We start from the raw sequence: 15,302 nt of genomic DNA on the forward strand, positions 1-15,302 counted from the left end.
CACGAACTATTCTACGAGCTGAACGGAATTCCACTCGCTTGCAGCCCGAACGAGGCTTAGGAGATCGATTTGGCACTCGCAAAGGAGTCCTCTCCGGCCTCCAGCAGGAAGGCGACCGACGCGGAGGCCGAGTACAGGGCTCAGACAAGGCTCTGGCTTCGGCTGCTGGCCTGCACGTCCATGATCGAGGGAGAGTTGCGGCGCCGGTTTCGCGAGGAATACGACTTCACGATGCCCCGCTTCGACGTCCTCGCCCAGCTCGACCGTGAGCCGAGTGGATTGGTCCTGGGGGAACTGCCCAAGCGCCTGATGGTGTCGGCCGGCAACCTGACACCGATCGTCGACCGCCTCGTCGAGGATGGATACATCACCCGCACGCCCTCGCATCTGGACCGGCGCGTCCAGATCGTCTGCATGACGGTCGAGGGCCGAAAGACCTTCAGGCGGATGGCGAAGAGTCACGGCGCCTGGCTCGCCGAATTGCTCGCCGATCTTCCAATCGACCGTCTCGACGGCCTCGTCGGCGAACTCGACGACGTGAAGAGTGCCGTGAGGGACGCCCTGCAACGGCGCGAGCGGTCATGAGCCTCAACGCCGAATTCGAATCCCGGCAGCTTCGCGATCCCAGGTCTCCGTCGTTACGCCGGCCTGTTGCAGCGCGCCCTTCTTGATCTTGCCGTTCTCCGTCAGCGGCATCTCTTTCACGATGCGCACATAGCGCGGTACTGCGAAATAGGCGATCTGCCCTTCGCAATGCCTGATGATATCGACAGGCTCCAGCGACTGCCCCGGCTCCAGCAAGATCGCCGCCGCAACCTCGTCTTCGCCCAGTTCGGAGGGCAGCGGATAGACCGCGCACGCCGCAACCGCCGGATGGGAAAGGATGATCTGCTCGACCTCCCAGGATGACACGTTCTCGCCGCGCCGGCGGATCGAGTCCTTCATGCGATCGATGAAGCGGTAATGTCCGTCGGCATCCCTGACGACGCGATCTCCGGAATGAAACCAGAGATTCCGCCAGGCTTCGACCGTCTTCTCCGCCATGCCAAAATATCCGGTGGCGAAGGCGAACGGCTCCCTGGCGCGCAGGACGAGTTCGCCCGCCTGGCCGTCGGGCAGCTCCGAATCGTTGTCGTCGACGATCCGCGCCTCGAAGCCATCGGCCAGATAGCCCATCGTTCCCGGACGGTCGGAGGGAATTGCGCCGGCAAACACGAAATTGGTCTCGGTCGATCCATAGCCGTCGACCAGCGTCACGCCGAACCGCTCGAGGAACGGCCGATGGATCTGCGGTGGCACGCCTCCACCCAAGGCGACGCGAAGGCCGTGAGCATGATCCTCCTCCTTGCGAGGCTGAGCCATGAGCATGGATGCCATGGCGCCGAGCAGGTAACCTACGCTTGCATTGTGGAGGCGCGCGGCGGCCCAGAAGCCCGACGCGGAGAATTTTTGCTCGAGCACGTAAGTGCAACCGTTCAGCACCGCTTGATAGAATGCATTGAGCGCGTTGGTGTGGAACAGCGGCAAGGTCGTGAACAGCACGTCGCCCTCGCGGATGCCGAGCGCCCGCGCCGAGCAGATGCCCCACCAGAACAGCTGCGCTTGCGGACAGCACACGCCCTTGGCCGGCCCCGTGGTGCCGGATGTGTAGAGGATGGCAACAATATCTCCCGGCCGCACGGCACCGGGCGGCGCCATGGATGCGAGCGCGGGCAGCGGCATGGATCCCTTCGCCGTCCCCTCCGCGACCTGATCGATGGTCCACACCAGCGGCGGCAGGCCGGCCTCGATGCCGATCGTCTCGATTGCGTCCAGAAATCCGGCCTCGACGACGAGGAGCGCAGGGCGCGAGTTGCGGAAGATGTGTGCGAGCTGGAGGCCGCGCAGCGCCGTGTTGATCGGCACCGTGATGGCGCCGAGCCAGGCGCAGCCGAGATAGACTTGAAGAAACTCGGGCCGGTTCGAGCACATCAAGGCGACCCGGTCTCCCGGCTTGATGCCGGCCTCGATCAGCGTCTGCGCCGATGCAGCCGCAATCGCCGCAGTCTGCGCGTAGGTCCAGCGCGCCCCTCCTGCAACCAGCAGGATGCGGTCGCCGTAGCGGCGCGCCTGCCTGGCCAGGATGGTCGAAAGCACGCGATCGGACGGGGGAAACAACTCGACCGCACGTGCCCAGGCCGGCGTATCCTGCTCCTGCCCGGCGTCATCCCGCATGCAATGCTCCGTCATCCGGCCCGAATGGCCTGCCCGAGATCAAGGCAGGAGCTTGTACTTACCGTCCTCGATCTGGACGAGGACGCGCGAACGTGCGTCGACACCATGACGGTCCGCCGGCGTGAAATTGTAGACGGCTTGCGTGCCTACGACTTCCTTGGTGGCGAACAGGGCCTGGCGCAGCGCGCTACGGAATTCCGGCGAGCCTGGCTTGGCCCCGGTCGCCAGCGCGCGCTTGGCAGCATCGACGAAGACGACCCAGCCATCGAACGAGTAGGAGGAGAACCCGTCCGTCGGCTGCTCGCCGTTCGCCTTCTCGTAGGCGGCCCGGTAGGCCAGGGCGACCTTCTGGATGGGATTGCTCGGCGGCAGCTGCTCGGCCGCGATCACCGGCCCGGTGGGGCAGATGATGCCATCGGCGGCCTTGCCGGCGAGACGAAGGAAGTCGGCGCTGATCATTCCGTTGTTGCCGTAGAGCGGCCCCTTGTAGCCACGCTCGGACAAGGCAATGGCGGGCAGCGCGCCCGGCGTTCCGGTGCCGCCGAGCATGATGGCGTCGGGGCGGGCCGCAAGCGCGCGCAGCACCTGCGCCGTCACCGACGAATCGGATCGGGCATAGCGTTCGTTGGCGATGACCTTGATCTCCGCCGCCTTGGCGCTCTGCGACAACGAATCGTACAGGAGATCGCCGAGCGCATCCGAGAATCCGATGAAGGCGACCGTCTTCAGCCCGCGCGCCTTCATGTGGTCGACGATGCCCTGGACCAGCAGCGGCATCGGTTGGGGTGTCTGGACGACCCAAGGGCCGCCTTCGCCGGCCGGAACGGATGCGATCGGAGAGACCGCGATCATCGGCACCTGCATCTCGATCGCGGCGGTGGCCATCGCCAGCGTCTGCGGCGCGCCCGACGTCCCGATCAGGACGTCGACCTTCTCCTGCTCGACGAGCTTGCGCGCGTTGCGCGCCGAAGCGGTTGCATCGGAGGCATCGTCGAGCTGGATGAGGCGCACCTTCTCGCCGCCAATCTCGCCGACATAGGCCTCTCCCGCAGCGATCCCCTTTGCGTTGGGAATGCCGATCGAGGATACCGGCCCGCTGAGGCCGGTGACGAAGCCGACGAGAATGTCGGCTTGCGCGCAGCACGGAACCGCCAGAAGGAGCAGCGCTGAACCCAGCAGTGATTTCATCGAAGTCATGGCACCTGTCATTGGTGGTTTGGATGCGTCAATTCCGGCAAGCCGTACGCGCATCTCACGTGGACGAAACCAGCGCGATCACGCGCAGCGGACTGCCCGAGCCGTTCTGGATCTTCAGCGGGGAGGCGACGATGATCGCGCCAGTCGCAGGAAGCTGATCCAGGTTGCACAGGCATTGGAGCCCATAGCGGCCCGCGCCGTGGAGGAAATGATGCGCCGGATAAGGCGGCTCGAAATGCCCGGCCTGTCCTGCATCGGTGCCGATCGTCTCGGTGCCGAAACCGATGATGCCGCGCTCCTCCACCAGCCATTTCATCACGGCTGCATTCGGACCCGGCGTGTGCGCCCCGTCGTCCCGGAGGTTCGAATAATCGCGCCAGCCCTTCTTCGACCAGTCCGTCCGCAGCAGCACCCAGTGCCGGGCCGGAATTCGGCCGTGCTCGGCTTCCCAGGCCTCGACGATCGGCACCGTGAGCACGAAGTCCGGATCCAGAGCCGCCTGCGCGGAGCAATCGATGACGCAGGCGGGCGCGATCATGTCCTTGGCCGGCATGGTATCGACCGCATTGTTGGCGAGGTCCTTGCCGGTGAACCAGTGTATCGGCGCGTCGAAATGCGTGCCGGTATGCTCGCCGAAAGTCACGTTATTCCAATACCAGGCCGGGCCGCGCGCGTCATAGCGCGAGATCTCCTGGATGCGCACCGGCGCCGCCTGGCCGAATTCGGGCGGCAGCACGATCACGGGAAAGTCGGGGCTGAGCGTGAAGCTCAGGTCGATGACGCGCACCGCATCCGAAGCGATCGCGCCCGCGAGATCCAGGAGAGCCTTGCCGTGCATTGTCGCGTCCTCCACCTTGGTCGAAAAGGTCTCACTTACCGGTCGAGCTCGCGCTCGAGCGCTTTCGGATTCGCCGCCAGACGTTGCCGAATCTCCTGGGCAACGTCTCCGACATACATTTCCTCGAGTCCGCCCCTGAGCCCGGCCACGACCGCCTGCGCGATGGCCCGCGGCGCCACCTTCGGCGGCGGCACGGTCTGAAACCACTCCGTGTCGACGGGCCCCGTGAAGACGTTCATCAACTTGATGCCGCCGGGCCGAAGCTCGGCGCGAAGACAATGCGAGAGCGACAGGCAGGCGGCTTGCGAGGCGGAGTAAGCGCCGAAGGCGGGCCAGTTCGCCAACGCGTGGACGGACAGGATGTTGACCCAGGCAACGCTGTTGTTGATGCCGTCCGCTCCCCGCATCCGCATCGCGGGTCCGAAGGCCTGTGCGAGATTGATGAAGCCGAGATAAGCCTGATCGATCTCGTCGCGCGCGATGCTCGTGCCCTTGCGGTCCAACAAGCCGCCGGGCCTCACATAATCGATCGTATTCACCAGGATGTCGACCTTGCCGCCGATGTCGGCAGCGAGATCAGCGGTTGATTTTTCATCGGCGGCGTCGAGGGGTAAGAGCTCGATGCCATCCTGCCCGCGCAGCAGCTCTTCGCCGGCAAACGGCCGCCACGGCTCGGCGATGCCCACGAACACGGTCTTGGTCCCCGCGGCCTTCAACGCCAAGGCGACCTCCCGCCCGACGGCACTGCGGCCGCTGGTCACGAGCACGCGCCGAAATTTGGGATCGGCAGTCATTTCGCGCCACTGCCTGTCGTCAGCCATATTGGGCGTCTCCCCTTCGGGTCGGGCAAAGGCCACCGCCTGACCGCTCTTGTCGAGCTGGAACGACACGCAGACTGGAGCACCCTCGATACAATCGGAATGAAGATGCGCCACGACGGTCGGACCACAATCCATCTTGACGAGGCCGACGCGCCAGGGCGCCCGCTCCCGGAAATAGACGTCACTCGGCACGTGCGCCGTGGTGTGCGCCAGCAGCACGCCGCGGGCCGGCGCGTCGACGAACGCAAGCGCGGCGGACAGGCACGACGGGCACGCCTCGCGCGCCGGATAGGTGAAGGCGCCGCAGCCCTCGCAGCGCTGGAGCATAAAGCGCCCTTCGGCGGCAGCGCGCGTAAAGCCGTGCGAGGTCCAGCTGCGGGCGCGCGGCGGCGCGGTCGGCAGGCGCGTCCGCAGCAGCGGGTTCTTGCGTCGAGGCGGTTCAATCGGATCGATCATCGCGAAGGCCCGGCAAAGATCGCGGCACCGGAGGCAAGTCCGCGGTCATAATTGATCATACCGAAGCCGGACGCCAGGCCGAGACTCGCATCCCTGACCTGAGTCGGACCTGCAATTCCCAGGACCTGCCGCAGCCCTTCGACGAGACCGAGATAGGCGCCGGCTGCGCCGGCCTGCCCGACCGAGAGTTGCCCGCCGGAGGTGTTGTGCGGAAAGTCACCGTCGATGGTGAGATCGTGCTGGCGGACGAACTCGGCCCCCTCGCCCTTCTCGCAAAAGCCGAGATCCTCGAACTGCATCATCGAGATGACGGGATAGTCGTCGTAGGTCTGGACGATGTCGAGATCGTCGGGCTTGACGCCGGCCATCGCATAGAGCTCACCGACGTCCATCGCCCAACCGCCACGAACCTGCATCGGATCATCGGCAAAGGCATTGTGCCGCTCGATTGTCGACAGCAGCCGTGCCGCGGGCAGCCGCAGCGAAGCGGCGGTGTCCTCCCGCATCACGAGGAATGCCTCGGCGCCGGCGCAAGGCATCACGCAATCGAACAGATGAATCGGATCGGAGATGGGGCGCGCGGCGAGATATTGCTCGATCGACAGCGCCGACTTCATCAGCGCGTGCGGATTGCGCAAGGCGTTCGTGCGCTGGGCAACCGCGATCCTGCCGACGTCCTCACGGCTCACGCCGAAGGTCCGCATGTAGTTGCGGGCGATGAGAGCGAAGCTCGAATTTGCGCCGCCCGCGCCGTAGGGATAGACCGCATCCTGATTGAAGCGAGAGAAATTCTCGAGCGTCAAGCGGAAGGAATCGACGTGGTTGGTGTCGCCGGCGACGCACGCCACGATGTCGGCATCGCGCGCCTGAACTGCGCGGGCCGCCTTTCGCACCGCCGCGATGGCGCTGGCGCCGCCGAGCGGAATCGTATCGAGCCATCGCACGCACAGTCCGAAATGCTGCGTCAGGCCGACCCCGCTGTCCGTCCCCAAGGTGAAGCTGGAGACGCACAATCCGTCGATCTCCGAAGCCCTGATGCCCGCTTGCGCAACGAGTGCGCTCAAGGCACGGCCGATCCACCATTGAGCGCTGTCGATCGAATAGCGCACATAGGGTATCGTGACGGGGGCCGCCATCACGATGCCGTCGTAGGGTGTGCGAAGCGAGAGCGTCAACGATCGTCCGCCTTGTCCATTCGCCTCAGATCACCGTCAGCTTCACGTCGATATTGCCGCGTGTTGCGTTCGAATAGGGGCAGCGTTCGTGCGCGCCGGCAACGACGGCCTCCGCCACCGATCGCTCCACGCCGGGCAGATCGACCTTCAATTCGACGGCCAGCGCGTATCCGACGGGCACCGGTCCCATCGCCACCTTTGCCGTGACCGAGGGCTCCGCAGACGGCACCACCTTCCTGGTGCGCGCCACAAGTTTGACCGCACCGAGGAAACAGGCGGCATAACCCGCCGCAAAAAGCTGCTCCGGATTGGTACCCTCGCCGCCGGGGCCGCCGAGCGATTTCGGCACCGACAGCGACACCGACAGCAGGCCATCCGCGCTCGCGGCCTTGCCGTCGCGGCCGCCGGTCGCGGTGACTTCGGTGTCGTACAGGATCTTCTCGGGCGTCATCATGTTGGTCTTCTCCAAACGCGCTAGCTGGCTCTAACGTCGGTTACGCGAGAGCAGCGCGCGGAAATCGTCGCGGGCAAGCGCGCTGGCGCGCCTGAAGCTCGGACCCCGGCTCGGCTCGGTTCCGTTGAGACGCCTGAGCTGCACCCACATTTCGGCGCTCTTCAGCGCCACCGCCGCGCAGTTGACCACCGGGGCGTGCCCGACCTTGAGACCGTGCTCCCGCCCGATCAACAGACCCGGCAGCACGCCAGCAGGTATCACGACGTCGGCACCGCGCTCGACGAGCGGCAACGCACAGGCGACGAAATCGTCGACCATGCGGGCGTGCGCGGCTTGATCGCCGGCGAAGGCATCCGCGAAATCCTCGGGCTTGCAGCCGAGGCCCGTGACGTGAACGACGCGACCGTCGAGGCCGTAGCGTTCGGCCTGCTCATAGTGCCAGACCTCGAAAACGGGATCGAGCGTGACGAGGCCGAGCCGCCGACCAAGCTGCGAGGCAGCAAGCAGCGTCGCCTCGCCGGCCCCGATCACGGGAATATCGAGCGTTGCACGCAGCTCGTACAGACCGGGATCCTGGAAGTGGCCCATGACGAATGCATCGAAGCCCTGCTCTTCCGCTGCGATGCCGTTGTCGATGGCCTGAACGGCGCAGCGCAATTCGGCGAGCCGGCCAAATTCGCGATCGGGCGGGGATATGCCTTCGACATGCACCGTCGTACCCGATGCCGCGATGCTGTTGAGGTACTCCGACAGCCGCGCCATGTAAGGCGCGTTCACGCTCGCATCAACGAAGCTTTGCCAGAAGATGCGCATCGTCTCTTCCTCACCGGGCCGCCGGTCCCAATATTTCAATCACAAACTAATTTGCACGTCAAATGTGTGCGGCGCACCCAAGGAGGCGAGCTGGCACGCCGCGGCCGTCGCTGCCGGTTTTGTCACTCGCGGCGCCCAAGAATCCGCCGCCAACTGCCGGAATTGTATGCATCAGCATTTTTTTGCAGAGAGCCGCCAGGCGCTGTTGACGGGCTCGCCGGATATACTTTAGGCTTTAACTAATTCCTGCCGCTCTGGCGGCGTAACGATGATGTTGCAGGACACCGCTCTTGAGCGACTCGATCGTGTGGGCAGTCTTCCGAGCTGAACGATGGGCAGCGATGTCCTGTGCAGGGCTGCGCAGCGGCGTGCTCCTCCGTCCACAGGCAGTGGCATGAGGCCGCCGCCAACCAGGCGAAGTCTTCATATTCGCGCCGACCTCCGGCGCCGCAATAGCGCTTCCGATTGCCGTCAGTCCCGATTGAGGTCCGGCGGCTTCCCGTCATTCGCACGCGTATCAAAGCAGGAGAAGGCAATGCGCAAGACCCTGGCCTTAGTGGCAGTTGCAGTTGGAATCACCGTCGCGTCGGCGGCGCGGGCCGACATCACCATCGGCTTCGTCACCTCGTTGAGCGGCAACGGCTCCTCGATCGGCATCCCCTATGGGCGCGGCATCAACGCCGCCTACGAGTACAAGAAATCGGTCAATGGCGAGACCGTCCGCCTGATCCAGCTCGACGACGGGTCCGATCCCTCGGCGGCGACGCGCAACGCGCGCAAGCTCGTGGAGGAGGAGAAGGTCGACCTGCTGATCGGCACCGCAACGGCGCCCTCGACGATCGCGATGGCGGCCGTCGCGAGCGAACTGAAGGTGCCGATGATCGCGGTCTCACCGATCGTCAAGCTGCCCGACACGCCGGAGCAATGGGTGGTCTCGGTGCCGCAGCCAGCTTCACTGCTCGTCAAGATCATCGCCGATCGCATGAAGCGCGATGGCATGAAGAACATCGGCTATATCGGCTTCTCGGATGCGTGGGGCGACCTCGTCTACAACGGCGCCAAGGCGGCGGAATCGGCCGACGGCATCAAGATCCAGACCAACGAACGCTATGCCCGCACCGACACCTCCGTCACCGCGCAGATCCTCAAGGTCATGGCCGCTCGGCCCGACGCCGTGCTCGACGGCGGCTCCGGCACGCAGGGCGCACTTCCTCTGCTCAGCCTTGCCGAGCGCGGCTTCAAAGGAAACACCTACGGCACGGTGGCGCTGGTCAATCCGGATTTCGTCAACGTGGGCGGCAAGGCGGCCGAGGGGATTCAAGTCTCGGCGGGGCCCGTGATCGTCGCCGAACAGCTACCCGACGAGCATTTTGCCAAGAAGATCGCGCTAGATTTCCGCAGCGTGTACCAGAAGACCCACAACATTCCGACCACCGACGGCTTCTCGGCCTACTCCTTCGACGCCTGGCTGATCTTCGCCAACGCGGCCGAGCGCGCGCTCAAGTCGGCAAAGCCGGGGACGATAGAATTCCGCGCCGCACTCCGGGATGCCATCCTCAGCACCAAGGAGCTGCCGGGGGTGCATGCCGTCTACAATTTCAAGCAAGGCGCTGCGACGGGCGTCGACGAGCGCTCCCTCGTCGTCGTCCGGCTGACCGGCGGCGCCTGGAAGTACGTGCCGTAACAAAGCGATCGGCCATCAACGGGGGAACAGCGGCTCAATGACGAGCGATATCGCAGCCATACTTGCGATCGACGGCATCGCCACCGGCGCCATCTATGCGCTGGTGGCGATCGGCACCGTCCTCATATTCACGGTGACGCGGGTCGTGTTCATCCCCTTCGGCGACATTGCGGCCTTCACTGCGCTGACGCTCGCGGCCCTCGACGCAAAGCGCTTCCCCGGAACGGGCGCGCTGGTGGTGGTGCTGGCCTGCCTTGCGACCCTGATCGAGATAGCTTCGCTGGCGCGCTCGGGCGAACTCCGCCTCCTCCCGCGCGCGCTTCTCTTCTATCTGGTGCTCCCCCTTGCGGTGGTCGGTTGTGCCTGGCTGGCCACGCGCATGGACCCGCCCCTCGCCGTCAGGCTCGTGCTCGCACTGATGCTGATCACGCCGATCTCTCCGCTGCTCGACCGCATCGTTTTCCGCCCGATCGCGGACGGCACGGTGCTGCTGCTGCTGACGGTGTCGGTGGCGCTGCATTTTGCGCTCGTCGGGCTGGGTCTGCTGTTCTTCGGTCCCGAAGGCGTCCGAACCGAGCCGCTGACCTCGCTCTCGATGGAATTCGCCGGCGTCCTGATCTCGGGCCAGACCATGCTGATCGTGATTGCGGCACTGGTCTTCAGCGGCCTGCTCTATCTCTTCTTCGACTTCACGCTGGTCGGCAAATCGCTTCGCGCCACCGCCGTGAACCGGACCGGCTCGCGGCTGATGGGAATCCGCCCGGCGCGCGCGGGCACGATCGCCTACCTGCTCGGCTCGCTGATGGCCGGCGTATCGGGCATCCTGATCGCACCCGTCAACACGGTCTTCTACGATTCCGGCTTCCTGATCGGTCTCAAGGCGTTCGTCGGCGCGATCGTCGGCGGCATGACCAGCTATCCAGGGGCCGCGATCGGCGCCGTCGGCGTCGGCATCCTGGAAAGCTTCGCATCCTTCGAGAGCAGCGCGCTGAAGGATGTCATCGTGTTCTCGCTGCTGATCCCGATCCTGATCTGGCGATCGCTCGCATCGCTGCATTCCGAGGAGGAGATCGAGGAATGACGCGCCTTCACGTTCGGATCGCCGCCATCGCGGCCGTGTTGGGCCTCGCTGCGGCTCCCTTCGTCCTCAGCCCGTTCAGCATCACCTTGATGAACTACATCGGGATCTATTCGCTGGTCGCCATCGGGCTCGCGCTGCTGACCGGGGTTGGCGGCATCGTCTCGTTCGGACAGGCCGCTTTCGTCGGCGTCGCGGCCTACGCGACCGCCTGGGTCTCCGCGTTGAACGGCCATTCGCCCTGGCTCGGCCTGTTGTTCGGCGTGGCGCTCACATGCGGCGTCGCGACCGTTCTCGGCCTCGTCACCCTCCGCCTGCAAGGGCACTTCCTCTCGCTCAGCACCGTTGCCTGGGGTCTGGCGATCGGCTTCCTGTTCGGCAATTTGGACGGGCTCGGCCGCTTCAACGGCATCTCGTCGATCCCGCCGATCAGCTTCGGATCGCTCGCCCTGGTTTCCAGCGCGCAGATCTACTTCCTGATCTGGGGGATCGTCGCCGTTGTGCTCTTCCTCGGCTACAATCTCCTGGACTCGCGGCTCGGCCGCGCCATGCGCGCGTTGCGCGGCGGCAATACGCTGGTCGAAAGCCTCGGCATCAACGCCTTTCGCATCAAGCTGGTGACGTTCGTGACCGCAGCGTTCCTGGCCTCGCTCTCGGGATGGCTGTACGCCCATATGAGCCGGTTCATCAGCCCGGGACCATTCGATGCCGGCATGGGCATCGAATATCTGATGATGTCGATGGTCGGAGGTGCCGGCAGCCTTCTCGGCGGCGTCGTCGGCGCCGCCATCGTCACCCTGCTGAAGAACAGCGTGCAGGACTATCTGCCCTTGATCGCCAAGGGTGCGTCCGGGCAGCTCGAGATCGTCGCGTTCTCGGCGCTGTTCATCCTGTTCCTGCAATGGGCGCGCCAAGGTATCGTGCCCTATCTTGCACGCTACCTGCCGAAATTGAAGCGCGAGCGGCCGGCGCCGGCACCGCCCCTGCCCCGCCGTTCCCAACCCAAGCCGGGCGAGCTTCTCCTGAAGGTCGACGGAGCCGAGCGCCGGTTCGGAGGCCTGGTCGCCGTCAACAACGTCAGCTTCGAGGTCCGCGCGGGTGAGATCCTCGCCGTGATCGGCCCGAACGGTGCCGGCAAGAGCACGATGTTCAACTGCCTCACCGGTGCGCTCAGGGTCAACAAGGGCGAGATCGTGTTCGCCGGGCGCGCGATCACGCATGACGCTCAGTCCCGCATCGCCAAGGCCGGGATCGCGCGCACGTTCCAGCACGTCAAGCTGCGGCCGCGCATGAGCCTTTTGGAGAACGTGATGCTCGGCACCTACGGCCGCACCGCCGCCGGCCTGTTCGGCGGAGCCTTCCGCCTCAACCGGCGCGAGGAAGCGAGTGCCCGCCACGAGGCGTTGCTTCAGCTCGAACGCGTCGGTCTCGGCGACAAGCCGTTCGAGCTCGCCGGCAATCTGCCGCTCGGAAACCAACGCATCCTGGAGATCGCGCGGGCGCTCGCCGCGGATCCGACCCTGCTGGTGCTCGACGAGCCCGCTGCGGGTCTGCGTCGCCAGGAGAAGCTCAGGCTGGCCGAGCTGCTGCGCTCGCTGCGGGAGGACCACCTGACCATCCTGATCGTGGAGCACGACATGGAGTTCGTGATGTCGCTGGTCGATCGCATCGTCGTGCTGGATTTCGGCTCGAAGCTCTGCGAGGGCGCGCCGGCCGCGATCCGCAGCGATGCGCGGGTGCAGGAAGCATATCTCGGAGGCGTCGCGTGAGCTCGATGTTTTCCCTGTCCGACGTCACGGTCTGCTACGACAATGTCGAAGCGGTCCGCAACGTCTCGCTGTCGGTCGAAGAGGGCCAGATCGTCACCGTGATCGGCCCCAACGGTGCAGGCAAGACCACGCTGCTGATGGCGGCAATCGGACTACTGTCGTCGAAAGGCCGCATGGTCTTCCAGGGCAGCGAGATCGGCAAGCTCTCGGTCGAGGACCGCGTCGAGCGCAGATTGTGCCTGGTGCCGGAGAAGCGCGAGCTGTTCTCCGACATGTCGGTGGCCGACAATCTCCTGCTGGGCTCCTACAGCCTGCGCGACCGGTCCGGCGTCGAGAAGACGCTCGACGAGGTCTACGACCGCTTCCCGCGGCTGAAGGAGCGGCAGCGCCAGGCGGCCGGCACGCTGTCCGGCGGCGAACGCCAGATGCTCGCGCTCGGACGCGCGCTGATGGCGCGGCCCAAGCTGCTGATGCTGGACGAGCCGAGTCTCGGTCTTGCGCCGCTGATCGTGCGCGAGATCTTCCGCACCATCGCCTCGTTGCGCGATCTCGGCGTTTCGATCCTGCTGGTCGAGCAGAATGCCCGCGCCGCGCTGGAGACGGCCGATTACGGTTACGTCCTGGAAACCGGAGAGATCGTGCAGTCCGGGCCCGCCAAGGATCTCATCCACGATCCCCGGCTGATCACCGCCTATCTCGGCGGACATTAACGCCGCCAGACAAAATCGAAAAACAACCCCATGCACAGTAGCCGGCGACAGCAATATCAACGGCTTGGCGTCGGAGGTGCAGTGTCTTCTGATTTTTCGAAAGGCATTTGACCCGTCGGGCAAAACAATGGCATTATGCCACCCTCGCAGCGCTCCGGCCGCTGAAGCGCGATGAGGGTGTGTACTCATAAGATCTGTCGCTAAGAGTAGGTGCGTCTGATGTCGGCTTGTCCCGCAACAGCGGCGCGAAAGCGGACCTTGTCGGACTTCCGAGAAGGGCCATGTGCAGACTCATGCAACACGGCAAACAGCATCGTCTCACTCGATGACCTTGTCAGCGCGCGCCAACAGAGACTCGGGCACCGTAACGCCCATCGCCTTAGCGGTCTTGAGGTTGATCACCAGCTCGAATTTCGTCGGCTGTTCGACCGGCAGATCGGCAGGCATCGTGCCGCGCAAAAGGCTCGCCGCAAATCGAGCAGTAAGGTCTGCCAAGTGATCGGGGGATGGGCCGTAGCCGATAAAGCCACCTTGCTCGGCCCGCAATCCCCACTGATACATGGTTGGAAGGCGCAGTGCTGCAACTCGTTCCATGATCAGCGGACCATTGCCGTCGAGCATCCCGGAATTAAGAACATTCAGCGCCGTGGCCCCCGATGCCTGTGCCTTATCAATAGTCGCTGCAATCTCCTCAGCCCTGGCGACGCGATAGATTGAAAGCTCGACGTTGCGTGCGCGCGCCGCCTCTTGCAAAGCGTGAGCCTTCGCCTCAGTTGTTGTGCTGGGATCGGCGAGAGCCGCGATGCGGCGAATCCCGGGCACGGCGTCGATCAGGATGTCCTGTCGCATGCCGTTAAGCTCAGGGGAAAAAATGCTGATCCCCGTGATATTGCCATTGGGCCGGGCGAACGATTTTACCAAGCCCTCCGCGACCATATCGCCTGTGATCCCAACGATGGGAATGCTCTTGGTCGCCTGCTGTACGGCGGCAACTGCCTCGGGTGCAGCAGCATAGATGACATCGGGCTGGGCTATGACCAGCTCCGCCGCAAGTTGCGAAATCAGATCGATATGAGGTGCAAAGGCGCGGTAATCAATTGTGAGGTTTTGGCCTTCAATGAAACCAGCGCGCCGGAGGTTGTCGAAAAAACGTACGTTAAAGTGAATGTCGCGAGGATGCGGAGACAAGCAACCCAGGCGATAGGTCCGCCCCGGTTTCTGGGCCAGCGCTGCGAGCGGCAGCGCCACCACCGCGCCGCCGACAAGCGTGATGAAACCGCGCCGTCTCATTGGAACCCCCAATGGAAAACGCCTCGTGCATGTCGAAGTCTAGCACTTCAAAAGACGGGCCGCCGATGAGAACAATCGGCCCGGTCGCTGCGTCCAAATGTCCGCAACGGGTCAAAATGCGAAGAACTCAGGTTGAGCAAATCTGGTCCGCTCTGCCGCGACAAGCGGACCTCCGTGAGACCCAGCGCAACTTCCCAGATGGGCCAGAAGCGGAAGTCGGCTTGTCGGTCGACGAGATCAGAAATATCTACCCATGTCTTTCGGAAAAGTCTTCACAAGCAGAGAGAACCTCCCTTCGGCTCAATCCGACGTGGCCGAAGCCCAGTGGCCCGCTAAATTTTACCACAAGTCGGTCTGGTCGTTTAGGTTTGGGTCTGGCATCCGTTGTCCAAGAGAGACGCCCAATCTTCAACTTGACGACGTTCCCACTTTCGCAGGCCGACTGTATCGATCTGATGAGACTGCTTGCGTCGTCAAAAGGCAAATCCATTCGCGACGACTCGCCCAAATTGCAGACGAGTTGGCAAGTCGTGCCTAGCGATCTGATGTACAGTCCATACGTAAAAGAAATAAGCTCATCTTTAGCGCGAGGTCGGCTGACCGCATCCGGCGAACCCGGAGCGACTCTTTAGCGAGACCAGAAACAACCTGATAGCCTATGCATGCACAAAGAACTATGCCGAATAAAATGCTCCAAAAGGCACCGACGTCTTGAGGCCACCACATAGGCTGAAGATTACAATTTCTATGAAACTAAGACAATTGTGACCCATGCCACGCTTGCCTGAAATGTCCGCTACGGG

General features: G+C 64.2%; 13 protein-coding genes. 5 read left to right on the plus strand and 8 right to left on the minus strand.

Going from position 1 to position 15,302, the window contains the following annotated elements; genetic code table 11:
- Window positions 1–69: 69 nt before the first annotated feature.
- On the plus strand, window positions 70–585 hold the full coding sequence (locus ACNJYA_RS30175; protein ID WP_212254401.1) for a MarR family winged helix-turn-helix transcriptional regulator: 516 nt from the start codon (window positions 70–72) through the stop codon (window positions 583–585).
- A gap of 3 nt (window positions 586–588) precedes the next feature.
- Here the strand turns inward: ACNJYA_RS30175 and ACNJYA_RS30180 are convergent, their stop codons facing one another.
- Genes ACNJYA_RS30180 through ACNJYA_RS30210 form a run of 7 tightly spaced genes read right to left on the minus strand, consistent with a single transcriptional unit; the run spans window position 589 to window position 7,968 of the window.
- Window positions 589–2,214 carry an ATP-dependent acyl-CoA ligase gene (locus tag ACNJYA_RS30180; protein ID WP_246570593.1) on the minus strand — a complete coding sequence of 542 codons (1,626 nt, stop codon included), beginning with the start codon at window positions 2,212–2,214 and terminating at the stop codon, window positions 589–591.
- A gap of 39 nt (window positions 2,215–2,253) precedes the next feature.
- On the minus strand, window positions 2,254–3,411 hold the full coding sequence (locus ACNJYA_RS30185) for an ABC transporter substrate-binding protein (protein ID WP_212254399.1): 1,158 nt from the start codon (window positions 3,409–3,411) through the stop codon (window positions 2,254–2,256).
- Between the two features lie 55 nt (window positions 3,412–3,466).
- Window positions 3,467–4,249, minus strand: coding sequence for a cyclase family protein (locus ACNJYA_RS30190; protein WP_212254398.1), 783 nt, complete (start codon window positions 4,247–4,249; stop codon window positions 3,467–3,469).
- A gap of 35 nt (window positions 4,250–4,284) precedes the next feature.
- Window positions 4,285–5,526: an SDR family NAD(P)-dependent oxidoreductase gene (locus ACNJYA_RS30195; RefSeq protein ID WP_212254397.1), complete on the minus strand. Its 1,242-nt coding sequence runs from the start codon at window positions 5,524–5,526 to the stop codon at window positions 4,285–4,287.
- Complete coding sequence (locus ACNJYA_RS30200) at window positions 5,523–6,701, minus strand: thiolase family protein (protein WP_212254396.1); 1,179 nt, start codon at window positions 6,699–6,701, stop codon at window positions 5,523–5,525. The genes ACNJYA_RS30195 and ACNJYA_RS30200 overlap by 4 nt, the downstream gene beginning before the upstream one ends.
- A gap of 25 nt (window positions 6,702–6,726) precedes the next feature.
- A complete protein-coding gene (locus ACNJYA_RS30205; RefSeq protein WP_349628375.1) occupies window positions 6,727–7,155 on the minus strand; it encodes an organic hydroperoxide resistance protein in 429 nt (142 codons plus the stop codon).
- A 30-nt stretch (window positions 7,156–7,185) separates the two neighbouring features.
- A complete protein-coding gene (locus ACNJYA_RS30210; protein WP_212254395.1) occupies window positions 7,186–7,968 on the minus strand; it encodes an aspartate/glutamate racemase family protein in 783 nt (260 codons plus the stop codon).
- Between the two features lie 535 nt (window positions 7,969–8,503).
- Here ACNJYA_RS30210 and ACNJYA_RS30215 point away from each other — a divergent pair.
- From ACNJYA_RS30215 to ACNJYA_RS30230, 4 genes are read left to right on the plus strand one after another with little or no spacing between them, the layout of a single operon-like run.
- Window positions 8,504–9,652: an ABC transporter substrate-binding protein gene (locus ACNJYA_RS30215; protein WP_212254394.1), complete on the plus strand. Its 1,149-nt coding sequence runs from the start codon at window positions 8,504–8,506 to the stop codon at window positions 9,650–9,652.
- A gap of 37 nt (window positions 9,653–9,689) precedes the next feature.
- Window positions 9,690–10,733 (plus strand): branched-chain amino acid ABC transporter permease, encoded by a 1,044-nt coding sequence (locus ACNJYA_RS30220; RefSeq protein ID WP_212254393.1) that lies wholly within the window; start codon window positions 9,690–9,692, stop codon window positions 10,731–10,733.
- Window positions 10,730–12,499 carry a branched-chain amino acid ABC transporter ATP-binding protein/permease gene (locus ACNJYA_RS30225; RefSeq protein WP_212254392.1) on the plus strand — a complete coding sequence of 590 codons (1,770 nt, stop codon included), beginning with the start codon at window positions 10,730–10,732 and terminating at the stop codon, window positions 12,497–12,499. Before ACNJYA_RS30220 ends, ACNJYA_RS30225 begins: the two co-directional genes overlap by 4 nt.
- A complete protein-coding gene (locus ACNJYA_RS30230) occupies window positions 12,496–13,209 on the plus strand; it encodes an ABC transporter ATP-binding protein (RefSeq protein ID WP_172789524.1) in 714 nt (237 codons plus the stop codon). Before ACNJYA_RS30225 ends, ACNJYA_RS30230 begins: the two co-directional genes overlap by 4 nt.
- Before the next feature lie 318 nt (window positions 13,210–13,527).
- Here ACNJYA_RS30230 and ACNJYA_RS30235 read toward each other — a convergent pair whose 3' ends face one another.
- Window positions 13,528–14,499 (minus strand): ABC transporter substrate-binding protein, encoded by a 972-nt coding sequence (locus tag ACNJYA_RS30235; protein WP_439364161.1) that lies wholly within the window; start codon window positions 14,497–14,499, stop codon window positions 13,528–13,530.
- Window positions 14,500–15,302: the final 803 nt, after the last annotated feature.

This window comes from Bradyrhizobium sp. BLXBL-01 (assembly GCF_051853025.1).
Classification (GTDB): Bacteria; Pseudomonadota; Alphaproteobacteria; order Rhizobiales; family Xanthobacteraceae; genus Bradyrhizobium.